The 17454-nt window shown below is 55.5% G+C and carries 19 protein-coding genes and 1 other RNA gene; 10 read left to right on the top strand and 10 right to left on the bottom strand.

All coding sequences use genetic code 11. The annotated features are described in order from the left end of the window. Positions 1-24 precede the first annotated feature (24 nt). Complete coding sequence (locus EDF75_RS00770; protein WP_133596445.1) at positions 25-1134, top strand: ABC transporter ATP-binding protein; 1110 nt, start codon at positions 25-27, stop codon at positions 1132-1134. A 265-nt stretch (positions 1135-1399) separates the two neighbouring features. Further along, on the top strand, positions 1400-2959 hold the full coding sequence (locus EDF75_RS00765) for an EAL domain-containing protein (protein WP_133596444.1): 1560 nt from the start codon (positions 1400-1402) through the stop codon (positions 2957-2959). Positions 2960-3026: 67 nt separating this feature from the next. On the opposite strand, the gene EDF75_RS00760 is transcribed toward EDF75_RS00765, so the two are convergent. Further along, entirely contained in the window at positions 3027-3380 is a 354-nt protein-coding gene (locus tag EDF75_RS00760; protein ID WP_045855408.1) for a DUF1428 domain-containing protein, read from the bottom strand. A 92-nt stretch (positions 3381-3472) separates the two neighbouring features. Next, on the bottom strand, positions 3473-4087 hold the full coding sequence (yczE, locus tag EDF75_RS00755) for a membrane protein YczE (RefSeq protein ID WP_133596443.1): 615 nt from the start codon (positions 4085-4087) through the stop codon (positions 3473-3475). Between the two features lie 87 nt (positions 4088-4174). Between yczE and yczR the strand changes: the two genes are divergently transcribed. Continuing rightward, positions 4175-5602: a MocR-like transcription factor YczR gene (yczR, locus tag EDF75_RS00750; RefSeq protein ID WP_133596442.1), complete on the top strand. Its 1428-nt coding sequence runs from the start codon at positions 4175-4177 to the stop codon at positions 5600-5602. A gap of 132 nt (positions 5603-5734) precedes the next feature. On the opposite strand, the gene EDF75_RS00745 is transcribed toward yczR, so the two are convergent. From EDF75_RS00745 to yeiL, 3 genes are all read right to left on the bottom strand, one after another. Beyond that, positions 5735-5950, bottom strand: coding sequence for a hypothetical protein (locus EDF75_RS00745; RefSeq protein WP_045854236.1), 216 nt, complete (start codon positions 5948-5950; stop codon positions 5735-5737). Continuing rightward, positions 5947-6204, bottom strand: a complete 258-nt coding sequence (locus EDF75_RS00740) for a hypothetical protein (RefSeq protein ID WP_045854235.1) — start codon at positions 6202-6204, stop codon at positions 5947-5949. Before EDF75_RS00740 ends, EDF75_RS00745 begins: the two co-directional genes overlap by 4 nt. Positions 6205-6678: 474 nt before the next feature. Further along, entirely contained in the window at positions 6679-7374 is a 696-nt protein-coding gene (yeiL, locus tag EDF75_RS00735; protein WP_133596441.1) for a transcriptional regulator YeiL, read from the bottom strand. A 139-nt stretch (positions 7375-7513) separates the two neighbouring features. Here yeiL and rihB point away from each other — a divergent pair, with 139 nt between their 5' ends. From rihB to EDF75_RS00720, 3 genes are all read left to right on the top strand, one after another. Beyond that, positions 7514-8446, top strand: a complete 933-nt coding sequence (gene rihB / locus EDF75_RS00730) for a ribosylpyrimidine nucleosidase (RefSeq protein WP_133596439.1) — start codon at positions 7514-7516, stop codon at positions 8444-8446. Between the two features lie 76 nt (positions 8447-8522). Further along, a complete protein-coding gene (locus EDF75_RS00725) occupies positions 8523-9773 on the top strand; it encodes a NupC/NupG family nucleoside CNT transporter (RefSeq protein ID WP_133596438.1) in 1251 nt (416 codons plus the stop codon). Positions 9774-9965: 192 nt separating this feature from the next. Beyond that, positions 9966-10532: an HD domain-containing protein gene (locus EDF75_RS00720; RefSeq protein WP_133596437.1), complete on the top strand. Its 567-nt coding sequence runs from the start codon at positions 9966-9968 to the stop codon at positions 10530-10532. A 160-nt stretch (positions 10533-10692) separates the two neighbouring features. Here EDF75_RS00720 and arsC read toward each other — a convergent pair whose 3' ends face one another. The 4 genes from arsC to EDF75_RS00700 all read right to left on the bottom strand — a co-directional run bounded on the left by arsC (position 10693) and on the right by EDF75_RS00700 (position 13884). Further along, on the bottom strand, positions 10693-11118 hold the full coding sequence (arsC, locus tag EDF75_RS00715) for a glutaredoxin-dependent arsenate reductase (RefSeq protein WP_095094441.1): 426 nt from the start codon (positions 11116-11118) through the stop codon (positions 10693-10695). Positions 11119-11133: 15 nt separating this feature from the next. Continuing rightward, positions 11134-12423, bottom strand: coding sequence for an arsenic transporter (locus EDF75_RS00710; protein ID WP_133596435.1), 1290 nt, complete (start codon positions 12421-12423; stop codon positions 11134-11136). A 46-nt stretch (positions 12424-12469) separates the two neighbouring features. After that, positions 12470-12790 carry a metalloregulator ArsR/SmtB family transcription factor gene (locus EDF75_RS00705; protein ID WP_133596433.1) on the bottom strand — a complete coding sequence of 107 codons (321 nt, stop codon included), beginning with the start codon at positions 12788-12790 and terminating at the stop codon, positions 12470-12472. A 185-nt stretch (positions 12791-12975) separates the two neighbouring features. Further along, on the bottom strand, positions 12976-13884 hold the full coding sequence (locus EDF75_RS00700) for a LysR family transcriptional regulator (protein ID WP_095094437.1): 909 nt from the start codon (positions 13882-13884) through the stop codon (positions 12976-12978). Positions 13885-13979: 95 nt separating this feature from the next. Here EDF75_RS00700 and EDF75_RS00695 point away from each other — a divergent pair, with 95 nt between their 5' ends. Next, positions 13980-14816, top strand: a complete 837-nt coding sequence (locus EDF75_RS00695; RefSeq protein WP_243733494.1) for an SDR family NAD(P)-dependent oxidoreductase — start codon at positions 13980-13982, stop codon at positions 14814-14816. Positions 14817-14935: 119 nt separating this feature from the next. Next, positions 14936-16183, top strand: a complete 1248-nt coding sequence (locus EDF75_RS00690; RefSeq protein WP_241722147.1) for an MFS transporter — start codon at positions 14936-14938, stop codon at positions 16181-16183. 89 nt (positions 16184-16272) lie between these two features. Here EDF75_RS00690 and ffs read toward each other — a convergent pair. Then, positions 16273-16369: signal recognition particle sRNA small type (gene ffs / locus EDF75_RS00685), an RNA gene on the bottom strand. Between the two features lie 283 nt (positions 16370-16652). Here ffs and EDF75_RS00680 point away from each other — a divergent pair. Both EDF75_RS00680 and EDF75_RS00675 read left to right on the top strand, forming a co-directional pair. After that, positions 16653-17060: a hypothetical protein gene (locus tag EDF75_RS00680; RefSeq protein WP_045854230.1), complete on the top strand. Its 408-nt coding sequence runs from the start codon at positions 16653-16655 to the stop codon at positions 17058-17060. Between the two features lie 65 nt (positions 17061-17125). Beyond that, positions 17126-17437, top strand: a complete 312-nt coding sequence (locus EDF75_RS00675; RefSeq protein WP_041144334.1) for an MGMT family protein — start codon at positions 17126-17128, stop codon at positions 17435-17437. Positions 17438-17454: the final 17 nt, after the last annotated feature.

Genomic DNA, 17454 nt, shown 5'->3' with positions numbered 1-17454 from the left:
GACTACTAACCCCGGGGAACGTTGATGTCCAATATACGACTGAGGAATGTCACCAAACGGTTTGGCAGTACCGTGACGCTGCATCAGGTTAATCTTGATATCGAAGATGGTGAATTTGCGGTTTTCGTTGGGCCTTCCGGCTGCGGAAAGTCAACCCTGCTGCGAATGATTGCCGGTCTTGAAGAGGTCAGCGATGGTGAGGTGCTGATTGGCGATGAGGTGATGAATGACGTTGTTCCCGCCCACCGCGGCGTGGCGATGGTATTCCAGTCCTATGCGCTCTATCCGCATATGACGGTCGCGGAAAACATGGGCTACGGCCTGAAGGTCAATAAGGTGCCGAAAGACGAGATCCGCCGTCAGGTTGAAATGGTGGCGAAAACCCTGCAGCTCTCGCATCTGCTGGACCGCAAGCCCAAACAGCTCTCCGGCGGCCAGCGCCAGCGCGTGGCGATCGGCCGCGCCATCGTGCGCAATCCGCGGGTGTTCATGTTCGATGAACCGCTCTCTAACCTCGACGCCGAGCTGCGCGTCGAGATGCGTCTGCATATCGCCAAACTGCACCATGAGCTCAAAACTACGATGGTGTATGTCACCCACGATCAGGTTGAAGCCATGACCCTTGCCGATAAGATCGTGGTGATGAACTACGGCAAGGTTGAGCAGATGGGCTCGCCGATGTCGCTGTACTACAACCCGGTCAATAAATTCGTTGCCGGGTTTATCGGCTCGCCGAAGATGAACTTCCTGCCCGCAACGGTCACCGCATGGCAGCCGGGCCAGCTCAGCGTGAAGATGGCGCAGGATCATCACCTGACGCTGAATATCACCACCGCCCCGGTACGGCCCGGCGATAGCGTCACGTTAGGGATCCGCCCTGAGCATCTGTCGACCGACGTTCGCAGCGGGACGGTCGTCGGCTTCCAGTGTGAAGTCGTTGAACGTCTGGGGAACAACACCTATCTGTTCGGCCAGTGCTACGGTCACGATAATGTCAAAATCCTGCTCCCCGGCGACGTGCACTTCCGCCCGTGGCAGAAAATCGACGTCGCCTTCGACGACGGCTTCTGTATGGTCTTTGATGAAAATGACCTGCGCATCAGCGCCGATATTGCCGCCCCGGACGCCCACTAGACCTTCATGATGCGCAACATCTCGCTGTCACGATCGTCGATTAAGCTGTTACGGAATGCTTAACGCTAGCGCGGAAGGCATTCCAGCCCTCGTTTTTTCCGCGCGTTCAACGCTTTGAACGCAGCGGATCGTCCATCTTAGCCCGATATCGGCGGCATCTTCCGGTTCGGGCATTTTTTACATCCAATAATAATTCACCTCCGCCGCGACCTTTTTACTCTATCGGGTATACTCAGCGAACCCCCTCTGACATAAGGATATTCTCATGACGACCCGACATCTGGTGAGTCTGGTTACGGGGGTGCTGATTCTCGCCATTATTTTACCCACCGGGCTGAGCATCTGGCTGGCAACGAGTCAGGCAAAAACGCAGTTTTATAGCGAACTGGATAACTACTCCAAACGCGTTTTAATGCGGGTTCAGCAGGTTGCCGATCGGGCGAAAGAGGCCCTGCAGGAAGCGGAGGCCATTCCCTACGCCCCGTGTAGCCCACAGCATTTACAGGCGATGCGGCGCATTGCCTATACCCATCGCTACGTGCAGGAAGTGCTGTGGCTGCATGATTCAGTCCCGCAGTGCTCTTCGCTTGAAGACCGCAGCGCGCCCGTCAAATTTCCCGAGCCCGATAGCATCACCTCCGACGGCTACCGCGCCTGGCTGACAACCCTCAACGATCTCGGCTTGCAGCGCCGAATGACGGCCCTGGGCAGCGATAACCACATGGTGATGATAGATCCCGCATCGTTTATCGACGTCGTCCAGCTGGGCCCGGATGAGATCCACACCGTTCTGTTTGGCACCCGGCGCGAACGGGCGATCGTCAGTAGCGAAAAGATCGATCCGCTTATCTGGGAGAAAATCAAAAACCAGAATGCCAAAACGCTGACCCTCGACAATACCGTTTTCCGCATTCGCCGCATCCCGGAGCTGGGCCTCGGGATTGCGACCTGGTCTTCGACCCTGCCGCTGCAGGAGCGATGGCGGCATCAGCTGCTGCTGTGGGTGCCCATCGGCTTGTTTACCAGCCTGCTGGCCTCATTTTTAATTCTGCGGCTGCTGCGTCGGCTGCGCTCGCCGCGCTATGCGATGCTGGATGCCCTCAACTCCAACGCCATCCAGGTCTACTATCAGCCGGTTGTTTCGCTGCAGAGTGGCAAAATCGCGGGGGCGGAAGCGCTGGCGCGCTGGAAGCAGCCCGACGGCAGCTTTCTGTCGCCGGATATTTTTATCCCGCTCGCCGAACAAACCGGGCTTATTACCCGCTTAACCGAAGATCTCGTGCGAACCATTTTTGCCGACCTCGGCCCCTGGCTACAGCGGCGCCCGGAGGTCCATATTTCGATTAATCTGTCAGTTGATGATTTGCGCTCGCCACAGCTGCCGATACTTCTGCGCGAACAGCTTCAGCACTGGAATATCGCCGCGCAGCAGATCATTCTGGAGATTACCGAGCGCGGCTTCGTTGACCCGCAAACCACGCTGCCGGTGATCGCCAGCTACCGTCAGGCAGGGCACCGCATCTCCATCGATGATTTCGGCACCGGCTACTCCAGCCTGAGCTATCTGCAGCGGCTGGACGTCGATACCCTAAAAATCGATAAATCGTTTGTTGATACGCTGGAGTATAAACCGCTGACGCCGCACATCATCGAGATGGCAAAGGCGCTCGACCTGGCGACGGTTGCGGAAGGCGTGGAAACCGAACGCCAGCGCGACTGGCTGCGCGATCACGGCGTGATATACGCCCAGGGCTGGCTGTACAGCAAAGCGCTGCCGAAAGAGGAATTTATTCTGTGGGCGGAAAATAACCTGAAGAGAACGTGAACGCCGCGTAGCTGGCTAACACCATCCCCGAAACCGGCGGGCCGGCGGGGATGGTGCTGCTGGCAGATTATTCATCGAGTAGCGGCGCGAAGCCGCCAAAGATCATGCGCTGGCCGTCAAAGGGCATTCCCTCTCCCAGCGCCTTCATCCGCGGGTCCGTCATCAGTTTTGCGTTGGCGCTATCCCTCGCCTCTTTCGACGGATATTCGATCCAGCTGAATACCACCTCTTCATCGTCCTCGGCTTTTACCGCCATCCGAAAGTCGGTGTACTTGCCTTGCGGCACGTCGTCCGCCCAGCACTCCACAACGCGCAGCGCGCCAAACTCTCTGAACAGTGACGCGGCCTTCGCTGCCATCTCGCGGTATGCCTCCTTATTCTCCGCGGGCACGGCAACGACAAAACCATCAACGTACTTCATGAGCATTATCTCCGAAGTGAGCAGCGCAGCCGGCGAACCCGGCCGCATCTGCAGCGTTAAGTTTAGTTCTCATCGCCGAAGACGGCATAAAATCAGGATGCGGCTTCGCGACCGGCGTTAACGGGCTGCGCAGCGACGGGCTGGCGGAACCAGGGCAAACAGAGCTGAATAAGCGGCCCGATGGTCAGCGCATACAGCACGGTGCCGACGCCAAAGGTGCCGCCGGCCATCCAGCCAATCAGCAGGACCGATACCTCGATGGCGGTGCGGATCCCGCGCAGCGACCAGCCGGTACGGGCATGGAGTCCGGTCATCAGGCCGTCGCGCGGCCCGGGGCCAAATCCGGCGCCAATATACATACCGGTTGCCAGGGCGTTGAGGACCACCGCGCCGACCAGCAGCAGGCTGCGCGCCACCACCGATTCAAGCGGCGGCAAAACGGCCAGGGTCGCATTTGCCGCCAGGCCCAGCACGATCACATTGCTGATGGTGCCCAGCCCGGGCATCTGGCGCAGGGGGATCCACAGCAGCAGGACCGCCGCGCCGGTCAGGATCATGACCGTGCCAAAATCCAGACCAAACTGTTTACCCATGCCGAGATGAAAAACATCCCACGGGTCGGCTCCGAGGTTAGCGTGCACAAAGAGCGCAGTCGACACGCCGTACAGAACAAGGCCGATATAGAGCTGCAGTAGACGACGTAACATTTTTTACCTCTGGATGATTGCGGACCTCTCCATCATCGGCAAAAATGGATTGATAATTAATGGCCAGTTTTACAAAAGTGGATCGCTATGGCTTCTCGTCGATTTGGTACGCAATCTTTGGTGCGCCTGCTGGGAAACTGGCAGGAGTCCGCCTCCCGCACCCCGCTCTGGCGCCAGCTGGCAGAAGCCCTGAGGCTACTGATCCTTGACGGCCGCCTGACGCTGGAAACGCGCCTGCCCGGCGAGCGCGAGCTGGCGACGGCGCTGAGCGTTAGCCGCACGACCATCGCCAGCGCACTCGGCCAGCTGCGGGAAGAGGGGTATCTTTACAGCCGCCAGGGCAGCGGCTCGCGCATCGCCCTGCCCCAGCGCCAGGCTGGAACGGTGGAACAGGCCGCCAGCGCCACGTCGGTGAACCTGGCCACCGCCGCCCTCAGCGCCGGGCCGGAAATCCATCAGGCCTACCATCACGCGCTGGGCGTGATGCCTCAGCATCTGACCAGCACCGGCTACGATCAGCAGGGGCTTGCGACGCTGCGCGAGGCGATAGCCCGCCGCTACTGCGATCGCGGTTTAGCGACCCAGGCTGATGAAGTGATGATTGTTAACGGCGCGCTTAGCGGCCTGGCGCTGGTGCTGCGCTTAATGACCGGACCCGGCGACCGCGTGGTGGTCGATGCCCCAACCTACCCCATGGCGATCAGCGCGATTCAGGGAGCCTCCTGCCGGCCGGTTGGCGTGGCGCTGCCCGCCCAGGGCTGGGACTGCGACGGCCTGGCGGCAACCATTGCGCAAACCGCCCCGCGCCTGGCCTGGCTGATGCCGGACTTTCACAATCCCACCGGCCGCTGCATGGATAGCGCCACGCGACAGCGGGTGGCTGATATTGCGGCCCATACGCGCACCACGCTGGTGGTCGATGAGACAATGGTTGATTTATGGTACAACGCCCCGCCGCCTCCGCCGCTGGCGGCCTTCAATCCCGAGGCGCCGGTTATCACCATCGGCTCTGCCGGCAAAAGCTTCTGGGGCGGGCTGCGCATTGGCTGGATCCGCGCGTCGTCCCGAACCATCGCCTCGCTCGTCCAGGCCCGCGACTCCCTTGACCTCGGATCGCCTCTGCTCGAACAGCTGGCCTGCTGCTGGCTGCTGGAAAATGAAAAACAGCTGCTGCCGCCGCGTCGGGCAATGCTGGCCGCCCGCCGGGATATGTGCGGTAAATTAATGGCTGAATATTTTCCCCACTGGCACTTTACGCCGCCGGAGGGCGGACTCTCTTTTTGGGTTGAACTACCGGGGATGCTGGCGACGATACTTTCCGCGCGGGCAGAAAGCCGCGGTATTCATATCGGAACCGGGACGCGCTTTGGCCTCGCAGGGGCTTTCGATCGCTATCTGCGGCTGCCGTTTACGCTGGAGGATGAGGCGCTGCGCAGCGCCTTCACTACGCTACAGCCGCTGTGGCATAGTCTTGCACAGCAGAGTGAAAATACGCGGGCGCGAAAAATAATATAATAAAATATCGACGGGCTGGGTTCAGCCCGTCAAAAATCATCGTCCATGACGGATATGAGATGTTTTTATAAAATTGCAGTTCATCTTGTCATCGCAATATGTCAGCGGAATGACAAAATCAACCGCATTTCATTAATGCTGGCGCGGAATGGGAAAACTTTTTAACGAGATAATAAAACCATCGTCATCTTTTTTTATTTTTGCCCCGGTTTCACACCAGTCGGACGCAATGCGAAAGAACTCATCGCTGCCGATATTCCAGTTCAGGCGAACGTGCTTCACATACCCTGAACGTAACATGTCGCAGGCTTCGCTGTAGCTGCTGGCTGTAGAGAGTTGTTGTTTCATTTTCTCTTCTTCAGAATCTTTCTTAATGCTTTGATTTCTTTAGGGGTTAATGGGGTTGCTTCCTCTTCGGTATGCTGGCTGTCAATGTCCTCTTCCGAAACCCCCGCCTCGTCCGCTGAATCCGCTATTTGAAAAGCGAGTAGCAGCAGTTTCTCCGTCGCAGTACCCAGATTTTCGTTATTTACTTCCGCATAGTGACGCAGCTTCTCTTTTAATTCTGCATCAATTTTTACGTTCAAAACCACTGTGGTCATAGTCACGCTTCCCGTGCAATAAATTCATCATAATTAATACACGAAGTTAACATGTTGATCCAGACATATATTTACGGCTTGTAATCTGGCAACAAATTCCCACTACTAATCTGCCAGTTATTTATGACGAATGCATGACGGATATATTTCATTATTATTTCAAAATTATGACAGCTCATTTTTTGGGTAGCAGAAGAGTCGACTTTGTGCAAAAAAATAAATTCGCTGCCGCTGCCGGGCGACGAGCCTCTTCGGGTCGCGTAGAAGCAGATGAAGAACGGATCCTGACCGATAATCAGCCACTGCGTTGCGTGGAACGGCTTCACTCGATGGAAGGCAACTGCCGACCCCTGCGAGATCCACCCTCAGGCTATCCAGTTTGGTTTCATACCTGTCGCGGGCGGCCTGCTTCCCGTCCCGCAGGCTGGCTCCGTTTGCTGCTTCCGCCTTCGGGCGGCTAGCGCGGCGCGAGCCTCACTCACTGCCGGCAGCTGTCGTATTGGGGTCCATCTCGCGCGCCAGCGCCGTTAGCGCTTTTTTATTACTTATCGCATAGCCGGTATTGAGTTTGAGCAATATTCCCTGAGCGCACAGCTGCGCAATCACGTACAGCAGGTGGCGATAGGTTACGCCAAGATACTCCGCGACCTGCGTATGCTTTTCTTTGTAGTGCGCATCGTGCTCGGTCAGCAAAATAAAAGCTGCCAGGCGATTGAGCAGCGGATAGGCCTGGTTACGCGTCGACGTAACAATATTGCGGTGATTCTTGCCAACCAGCCCGAGGCAGACGTTGCGCAGAAATAACGTATCGTTGAGCAGTGCGCTGCGTAAGATTTTGACCGGCAATGCCAGACACCAGCACTCTTCAATGGCCTGCACCGCGCGAGAGGGATGCTGTTCATCTAACACTTCTATTTCCCCTATAAAACAGGGGGCGCTAAAGAAATCGACCAGGGATATTCGGCCATTGGCTAACGTGACGTAAAGTTTGGTCCGTCCGCGCACCAAATAAAAAAGAAAGGTCGGTAAAGTCCCCTCCCGCACAATGTAGTCTCCGGCCTGGGCATGGAGTAAATGTGTGTTGCGGATCACATCCATTGAAAATTTATCGGCATAGCCAGACTCCTTTATCAATTGATTTTTAAAGGATTCATTCTGTACTTCTTTCATCTGTCGCCTGCCTATATGAGATTTCTCATGCCTGCAATATTTTGCCGCTGATAAGGTGAAAACGTCAACCCTACTTCACCTGCTTATTTCTTCATAAATAATATCCAGGTGAGCCAAAAATAAAAGATGAGGAATAAAAATGACAGCGCGTAAAATAATTCTGGACTGCGACCCGGGTCACGATGACGCAATAGCAATCATGCTCGCCGCAAAACATCCGGCAATTGAATTACTGGGTATCAGCATCGTTTCAGGAAATCAAACGCTCGATAAAACCTTGATTAACGGCCTGAACGTTTGTCAAACCCTGAATATTGACGTTCCGGTACACGCCGGGATGCCGCAGCCGATTATGCGTAAACAAATTGTCGCCGATAACATTCATGGCGAAACCGGACTGGACGGCCCGGTATTCGGCCCGCTCACTCGCGAGGCCGAAAAAAAGCACGCGGTTAACTTTATTATTGATACGTTAATGGATAGCGCAGGAGATATTACTCTGGTCCCGGTGGGGCCTTTAACTAATATCGCGGTCGCGATGCGGATGCAGCCGGCGATTATTCCAAAAATACGCGAAATCGTGCTGATGGGCGGCGCCTATGGTACCGGGAACTTCACCCCTTCTGCCGAGTTTAATATTTTCGCCGACCCCGAGGCCGCTCGCGTGGTCTTTACCTCTGGCGTTCCGCTGGTGATGATGGGGCTCGATTTGACCCACCAAACGGTTTGTACCCCGGATATTATCGCGCGCATGGAGAATGCCGGCGGTCCGGCCGGTAAGCTCTTCAGCGACATGATGAACTTCACGCTGAAGACGCAACACGACAACTATGGCCTGGAAGGCGGCCCGGTGCACGATGCCACCTGCGTTGCCTACCTCATCAACCCCGACGCCTTCAAGGTACAGGAGATGTACGTCGAGATCGACGTCAACAGCGGGCCATGCTATGGCCGCACGGTCTGCGACGAGCTGGGCGTGCTTGGCCAGGCACCGAATACCAAAGTTGGCATAACTCTGGATACCGCCTGGTTCTGGGACCTGGTCGAAGAGTGCGTGCGTAAATATCATTAATTAAACCACCATGGGCAGAATGCAGTCGCCCATACCGCTATGAAACATCCCAAAGATGACATGAAGAGAGATCATTATGGATATACTGAGAAGCATTCTTGGTATGGTGGTACTGCTGGCGATTGCATTTCTGCTATCAGTCAATAAAAAAAATATTAGCCTACGCACCACCGGAGCGGCACTGTTAATACAGATTATTATTGGCGGCGCCATGCTATATCTCCCGCCAGGAAAATGGCTGGCCGAGAAAGCGGCAAACGGAATTCATCACGTATTATCCTACAGCGACGCCGGCAGCGCCTTTATCTTTGGCGCCCTCGCCGGACCGCAAATGGATAAGGTGTTTGACGGTGCCGGCTTTGTTTTTGCCTTTCGCGTCTTGCCAGCCATTATATTTATTACCGCGCTGGTGAGTATCCTGTATTACATCGGCGTCATGGGGTTTTTAATTCGTATATTAGGCGGATTATTTCAGAAGGCCCTGAAGATTAGTAAGATCGAATCTTTTGTCGCGGTGACGACGATATTCCTTGGGCAGAATGAAATTCCGGCAATCGTCAAACCGTTTATTCATCGCCTCAACCGCAATGAACTCTTTACCGCAATCTGCAGCGGCATGGCGTCGATTGCCGGCTCAACGATGGTGGGATACGCGGGGCTCGGCGTGCCGATCGAGTTCCTGCTGGCCGCCTCGCTGATGGCTATTCCCGGCGGAATTCTGTTTGCTCGTTTACTCAGCCCCGCCACGGAAGAGTCGAAGGTCGATTTTGATAATCTCTCATTCAATGAAACCCCCGCGCGCAGCTTTATAGAAGCTGCGGCATCCGGGGCCATCATTGGCCTGAAAATCGCCGCCGGGCTGGCAACGGTGGTGATGGCGTTCGTTGGCATCATCGCGCTGATCAATGGGATTCTGGCCGGCATCGGCGGCTGGTTTGGCTATGGTCATGCAAGCCTGCAGGCTATTCTGGGCGTGGTACTGGCGCCGCTGGCGTGGCTGATGGGCGTTGACTGGAGTGACGCTGCGCTGGCAGGCAGCCTGATCGGCCAGAAGCTGGTGGTGAATGAGTTTGTTGCCTATCTGAGCTTCTCACCCTATCTACACGCACCCGGCCTGTTGGATAGTAAAACTATCGCCATTGTGTCGTTCGCCCTGTGTGGATTCGCCAATTTTGGCTCCATCGGCGTGGTGGTGGGCGCATTCTCCGCCGTGGCGCCGGATCGCACCTCGGAAATAGCCCGTCTGGGCATGCGGGCTCTGCTCGCAGCGACCCTGTCGAATCTGATGAGCGCCACTATCGCCGGTTTCTTTATCGGTATTGGCTAAACGTTAGGCCTCTGCGATGGCGGCCGCTCAGGGCTGCCGTCGGCCAGCGGGCGGGTCCCCTCGGTCACCCGCCCGCTTCCTGAACCACGGCGGTAGCCCCTAACATGCGCGCTCACCGTAAGCCGCCTATGAGCCAGGCAGAAGAAATAGCGCCCATACTCACGATACATTCTCTGAATGAAGGAAAATGCCATGACGGCGTTGGAACAACAGTTAACGTTTCTGCGAGAAATCGACAAACTTAAAACGGTGATACGTCAATCACCGTTGCTTGATAAAAGCCGCAGGGAAAACTCCGCCGAGCACTCCTGGCATCTGGCGATGTACGCCTTAATCTTGAGCGAATACGCCAGCGGCACGGTTAATCCCTCTCGGGTGATAAAAATGCTCCTGCTGCATGACGTTGTCGAAATAGACGTTGGCGATCATCCCATTCATCACGCTTACTCAGGCGAGCTCTATCAGGAGGAGTCAGCGGCCGCGACGCGGCTGTTTGGTTTATTGCCGCAGCCGCAATGCACTGAGCTCAATAATTTGTGGCAAGAGTTTGAGCTGGCAGAAACCGCAGATGCGCGGTTTGCTAAAGCCCTCGATCGCTTTCAGCCCCTGCTGGTGAATATCTTTACCGATGGAGGAACCTGGCAAGAAAACGGCGTATCGCTTGAACAGGTATTAACCCGCTATGGGCCGACGATAAAAAGAGGCTCACCTGCGCTATGGGAAACGTGCGAGAGTTTGATAATGAAGCATTTTTGCTAATATTTGACGACCATGACGCGGGCAGAGCGTAGATACATATTGCCCAGCGGGCGACTTCGGGCTACCGCGCAAAATACAAATCAGCCCACGCCGTCCGCTCAGAACCTCACGCCCAGGGGCGCGGACAACAAGGATGATGCGGGATAGCCTGTGGTTAAACTTAAATCAGTCGCTTGCCATCCTTATCAACGACTTTTTCCCCGTCTTCCTTAATGAACTCTCCCTGCTGGGGCGCAGGCAGAATCTCGAGCACCACCTCTGACGGGCGACACAGACGCGTTCCCAGCGGTGTAACGACGATCGGGCGGTTGATCAAAACCGGATGACTCAGCATGGCTGCAATCAGTTCTTCATCGCTGAAGCGGTCTTCAGCTAAACCAAGCTGGTCGTATGGTTCAACATTTGTCCGCAATAATGCGCGAACACCGATCCCCATTGCGCCGATCAGCGCCTTAAGTTGCGCCCTGGTCGGTGGCGTTTCCAGATAGAGAATCACGGTTGGTTCAACACCGCTATTTTGAATCAAAGCCAGCGTATTACGGGATGTTCCACATGCTGGATTGTGATAAATGGTTATATCAGTCACGGTTCTTCTCCTGTCTTACAGGGAAAGCGACAGGCGCAGAGCCAGCGCGCTAAGGGTAACCAATAACACAGGCAGCGTCATAACCACGCCCACCCGGAAATAGTACCCCCAACTTATTTTAATGTTTTTCTGATCAAGTACATGTAACCAAAGCAAGGTTGCGAGACTGCCTATTGGTGTGATTTTCGGCCCCAGATCGCAGCCAATCACATTGGCATAGATCATCGCTTCCTTGATAACCCCTGATGCCGTACTTCCATCTATCGATAAAGCGCCAATCAGGACAGTGGGCATGTTGTTCATGACCGATGACAAGAACGCAGATAAGAAGCCGGTTCCCAGCGTAGCTGCCCAGATGCCCCGATCCGCAAACTGATTGAGAACAGCGGAAAGGTATTCGGTGAGTCCTGCGTTACGCAGACCATAAACAACCAGGTACATTCCAAGAGAGAAAATAACTATCTGCCAGGGCGCCCCGCGCAACACTTTGCCCGTGTTGATGGAATGCCCGCGTTTAGCAACAAGGAAGAGTATTAACGCCCCTGCTGCGGCAATAGCGCTTACCGGGATTCCAGCAGGCTCCAGCACAAAAAAGCCGGCTAAAAGAAGCAATAACACGATCCAACCCGTTCTGAACGTCGCCAGATCTTTAATAGCCTCTGCTGGTGCTTTCAATCGCGATAGCTCGTAAACGGCGGGAATGTCTTTACGGAAGAACAGATGAAGCACGGCAAGCGTGGCAGCAATAGCGGCAAGATCCACCGGTACCATCACGGAAGCATAATTACTGAATCCCAGCTGGAAGAAGTCAGCGGAAACAATGTTCACAAGATTAGAGACGATCAGCGGTAAACTTGCCGTATCCGCGATAAACCCGGCGGCCATAACAAAAGCCAGCGTTGTTCCTTTGCTGAAACCCAGCGCCAGCAGCATAGCAATAACGATCGGCGTAAGAATCAGCGCCGCGCCATCATTAGCGAAAAGTGCAGCAACGGCAGCCCCCAACAAAACGATGTAGGTAAACAGAATCCGTCCGCGTCCATTCCCCCAGCGGGCAACATGCAGAGCACACCATTCAAAAAAACCCGATTCATCAAGCAGTAAGCTGATGATGATGACCGCGATAAAGGCCCCGGTAGCATTCCAGACAATGTGCCATACAGCCGGAATGTCGTTGACTTGTATAACCCCCGTAACTAAAGCCAGTGCCGCTCCAGTAGAAGCCGTCCAGCCAATACTGAGGCCGCGAGGCTGCCAAATCACAAAGATAATGGTGAGTACGAAGATTGCTCCTGCCAATAACACGACAAACCCCTTAAACATATTCGTTTTAGTGAATGTGTATTTATTATCAGCCGCAGATCGCGGCATTGACGCTATTTAAAGACTCCCGCACGTGATCGCGTTGACTACTCCAGGCAGTTTCGATGATGGAAGCCACCCAGGCAGGCATGTGCGGGGAAAGTCGATAATAAATCCATTTTCCTTCACGCCGATCCAGCACCAATCCGGCCTCTCTCAGCAAGGCTATATGCCGGGAAACTTTGGGTTGAGATTGATGAGTGACCGAGCAAAGCTCGCATACGCACAGCTCCCCCGCCTCTCGCAGCAGTAGAATAATCGTCGTGCGCGTCTCGTCTGCGAGTAGCTTGAAAAGTTGAACAGGTCGCATCCGTAAGCAGCTCCAGTGGAAAATTAATACATATGTTATTCCATATGTATTAAAAGTAAAGTCTGGCGTTGCAGACTCGGAGTAACAATGCGACCGGTTCAGCCACTGCTTGCAGGACTGCGCAAAAATGGCAGGGCCGATTCCAGCCGATAGTGACATTCTCGGGTCAGAGCAGTTTATAATTTCTAATCGACAAGGCGATCAACGAAGTCAAGCAGTACACGGGTTTTAGTGGGGACATATCGGCGCGAAGGGTAGTATGCGTAGAGAGGGAACCGATGATCTGACCACTCGGGGAAAACCTGTACCAGCTGATTTGCGGCCACGTAATCTTCAATACCCAGCTCAAAAAGCTGCGCTATACCCAGTCCGGCAAGACAAGAGCTGTATACAGTCCCCGGATCGTTGACTGTCAGCATACCCTGCGGCTCAACAAGTAGTTTCTTACGACGCTGATGAAACTCCCATGGAAACGGTTTTCCTGTGACGGGCTCCCTGAACAAAATACATTTATGCGGTGGAGACTCCAGCTCGCGGGGATCCGTCGGATGGCCGAATCGCTGCAAATAGTCCGGTGATGCCATAGCCAACACTCTGGTATCAAATAACTTTCTGGCTACCAGCGATGAGGATTGAGGATGGCCAAAGCGCAGAGCAAGATCAAAACCGTCCGCAACCAGGTCACCTGGCTCATCCTTGCTTCGCAATTCAATTTCTAATTCCGGATAACGGTCCATGAAGGCCCCAAGACGAGGGGCCAGAATGAATCTTGCGAACAGGGGATCGACATTGACTCGCAATTTTCCGCGGACACGTTCAGCGTCCCCTGCTGCGCTGCTGGTCGCTTCTGCCAGAGCGCCGATAAGTGGCATGACTTCCTCATAGAAGCGTCGTCCTTCATCCGTCAGACGTACCTGTCGTGTCGTGCGCTCGAAGAGGCGAATGCCCAATCTGGCCTCAAGGCGCGCGATGGCTCTGCTGACGCCGGACTGTGACATATCCACAATCTCTGCCGCTTTTCCAAAACTGCGCGTGTCGACTATTGCAGCCATGACGTCCAGACCTTCCAGAAGCTGCTTGCTGAATGCGCTCATTTATGACTCCGACACATAAATATTGTGATTCCCATGCTATCGCATTTCAAAGCACGGCGGGACAGAATTGCACCAACGCGAAAGAACGTTGCTCCATGAACGAAGCGCTTTCTTTAAATGCCGGGGCGATTGACCGGCACAAACAGGATAACCAGATGGCAAGAATCTTCATCACCGGATCGTCTGATGGCCTGGGCCAAATGGCGGCGAAACTGCTCGTAGCCCAGGGTCACCAGGTCGTTCTGCATGCCCGTAATAAAGCACGCGCAGAATATGCCCTTGGACAGCTCCCGGGAGCCCGGTCGGTACCAGATGCCGATCTTTCGAGTATTGAGGAAACGAAGGCTCTGGCATATCGCAGTAATGATATGGGGCACTTCGACGCCGTGATTCATAACGCGGCAGCGGGCTTTCAGGAGCCAGGGCGCATCGCAACCGTCGACGGTCTGCCCCATGTATTTGCTGTGAACTCACTTGCACCTTACATCCTGACGGCGCTGATCAATGTGCCCAAAAGACTTATCTATATCAGCTCAAGACTGCACCTGGATGGCGATCCGTCCCTGACAGACCTTGCGTGGGAGACACGCCCCTGGAACGGAATGCAAGCCTGCTCTGACCCTAAGCTACATGTTGTGCTGCTCGCGTTTGCCGCTGCCCGTCGCTGGTCCGAAGTCTTATCTAACTGCGTCGAACCCGGCTGGGTTGTAACGAAGATGGGCGGAGCAAATGCCCCTGACGACATCGATCTTGCCTGTCGTACTCAGGCCTGGCCCGCTGCCGGTGCCTCTCCCGCGCGTCGCGTAGCGGGCGACGACGTCTATCACCAGACATCGGCAGAAGCTATGCGTGCGGCATTCGAGCCTACGCTTCAGGATCGCTTCATGAAGAGATGCGCCCGGTTTAGCGGAGTTGCGTTTCCCGCCCACTAATCACGTCCAGGTTATATCCAACCCCGCGGTCGATTTGCCCGGGGAAGGTAGCGCTATGCCTGAAAAAAGCCGCAGCGACGCCAGACCTATTTAATTGTTCATTTTAATGGAGAACATTCATGCACTCTCATGGTACTGAATCTAAAGTCGATTCATCATCGCAGACGCACCACGCCGCTCATCATCGAGGTAGCAATATTTCTCAAGCGCGAGCGGTTGCCGCCATACTCGCATTGAGCATGGGCTGCTTTACCTTTGTCAGCACCGAACTCATGCCTGTCGGCGTATTGCCGGCAATGGCTGAGGGTTTGCATGTATCGCTCGGAGCAGCGGGCTATCTTGTGACGATATTTGCCTTCATGGTGGCCCTCACGGCCGCGCCGCTCACCAGCATATTGGCTGGATTCAACCGTAAAGCGCTAATGGCCGGTTTGCTGGCCGCGTGCTGCGTCGGCAACCTGGTCACCTTTCTGGCGCCGGGCTACTTTGTCGTCTTTCTGGGGCGTATTCTTGTCGCAGCCGCGATTGGGGTATTTTGGTCTACCGCTGTTGTCACGGCGGTACATATGGTTTCTGCCCGTCATGCAGTGAGGGCCACTGCCATCGTTTTTGGCGGCGTCTCTCTGGCAGCAGTGCTCGGGGTTCCTGTCGGGACGATGTTGGGCGATCTGTATAACTGGCGCGCAGTATTCGCCGCGCTCTCCGCGCTGAGCCTGTTAGTTTTCACGCTTATTGTCTGGTCGGTACCCGCCGTTCGCATTTCCAAAGCCGCCAGGCGTGGTGCAATGTCGTCCGTGCTGAAAAACGGGCCGCTGCTTGCCGTATTCGCTATCACCGCCCTGGTCGTGACCGGCAATTTCCTGGCATATACCTACATCTCGCCCTACCTGGAGCAGATCGCAGGACAAAGCCCTGCGCAGATCGGCATGCTGCTTCTCATCTACGGCGCTGCTGGCGTGGTCACCAACTTTGCCATCGGTCCCTTTGCCTCCAGCGCCCCGCGTACAAGCCTTGGCCTGGTCACGGCCCTCTTCATGCTGAGTCTGGCATGTCTGAATTCGGCTGCGGCCAGCACGGCCGCGTTGTTTATTACATTGGCGGCATGGGGAGCCGCATATGGGGCACTGCCCGTTCTGCTGCAAACGCTGGTGTTCCGGGAAGCGTCCCGGATTCCGGGAGCCGCTGACGCCGCGACCTCCATCAATGTCTCGGTATTCAACGCAGCGATCGGTCTCGGCTCTTTGCTTGGCGGAATGTTGATTAACCTGGCCGGTCCGCATCCCATTCCCTATCTGTCTGCATGCTTTGGCCTAGCAGGATTAGGGGCCATTTTTATCAGCCGTGAAGGCAGGTCACGCCAGCATTAAGTTAATCGCATCGAGCGAAGAAAAGAGGATGAATATCAACGTACCGGGGGGAAGTGCGAGGGGAAAACGCTAGCAGAATTGGGTGGGGGCCCTGCCAGCTACATCCCGGCACACACGTCGTCTGCTCTGGCTGCTTCCTTCCGGATCTGACCTGGTAAACAGAGTAGCGTTGCGGGAGAACCAACAGAGCCCCCATTGAGAGCGTTGTTAACCAACGCGCCGGCGCATTATCCCCACTGCGGCGCTGAATTGCAAGCTGGCGTCGCTCGGATGCTGGTTTATTGCGCAAAGCCGCCAATAAGCTGGCTAAAAGCCGCCGTCGTGCGGGCTGTTAATTTTCGAAACAATCCTTCCGGGACAATACGAGGGATTGCGAGCGCCGTCGCGGCAGGATGCTTCATGCTCATCCATACTTTATCAGATACCGAAGCCCTCTTTTTTATCAATAACTTATCAGTATGGGGAATCCATGAGTGAATCACCGCGTTTGACGTCAACTCTGGCGATGCCGGCGATTGACGGCGTGACCGTATCCTTCAAGGGCTTGCACTACCTGCGCCCGGAGCTGGTGCTGGATTTTATCACCATCAGCAGCGGCACGATGCTGGCGGTGACGCCGGTTGCGCTGCTCTACTCCACCGTCGGCGTGCTGCAAAGCGTCGAGTTACGCAGGCTGCCTATTGCGGTCTGCGGGCGCGTGGTTTACCCCATCACCTCGCAGAAGCTCCCTGCCCTGCGCGCAAAGCTGATTATTAACGCTCAGTCGCGGCGGCTTAAGTTTCTCGAAAGCCTGATGGCTTTGACTCCGCATGACAACATACACGGGATGCAGACCCTCGGCCTGGCGCTGGAATTTACCCTCGCGCATTCCGCTTAAGCCGCGGGCTGTACAGCCCGTTATCCAGCGCTTATCCTGAACCTTTCCCGGCAACAGGGCGCCTCATGGATCCTCAAGACACATTTCCTCAGCGGGTATGGCAGATTATCGCCTCTATACCGGAAGGCTATGTCGCCACCTACGGCGACGTCGCGCTGCTGGCAGGCTCGCCGCGCGCGGCCCGCCAGGTTGGCGGCGTGCTCAAGCGTCTGCCGGAGGGCTCAGCTCTGCCGTGGCATCGGGTGGTGAATCGGCACGGCGATATTTCCCTGACCGGGCCGGACCTGCAGCGTCAGCGCCAGGCGCTGCTGGCCGAGGGGGTACAGGTCTCCGGCAGCGGGCATATCGACCTGCAGCACTATCGATGGATTTATTAAAAAAATGCCCCTGAACA

Source organism: Klebsiella sp. BIGb0149 (assembly GCF_004362605.1).
Taxonomy (GTDB): Bacteria; Pseudomonadota; Gammaproteobacteria; order Enterobacterales; family Enterobacteriaceae; genus Klebsiella; species Klebsiella terrigena.
Note: the sequence above shows the minus strand (reverse complement) of the source record. Positions and strands in the feature narration are given on the sequence as shown.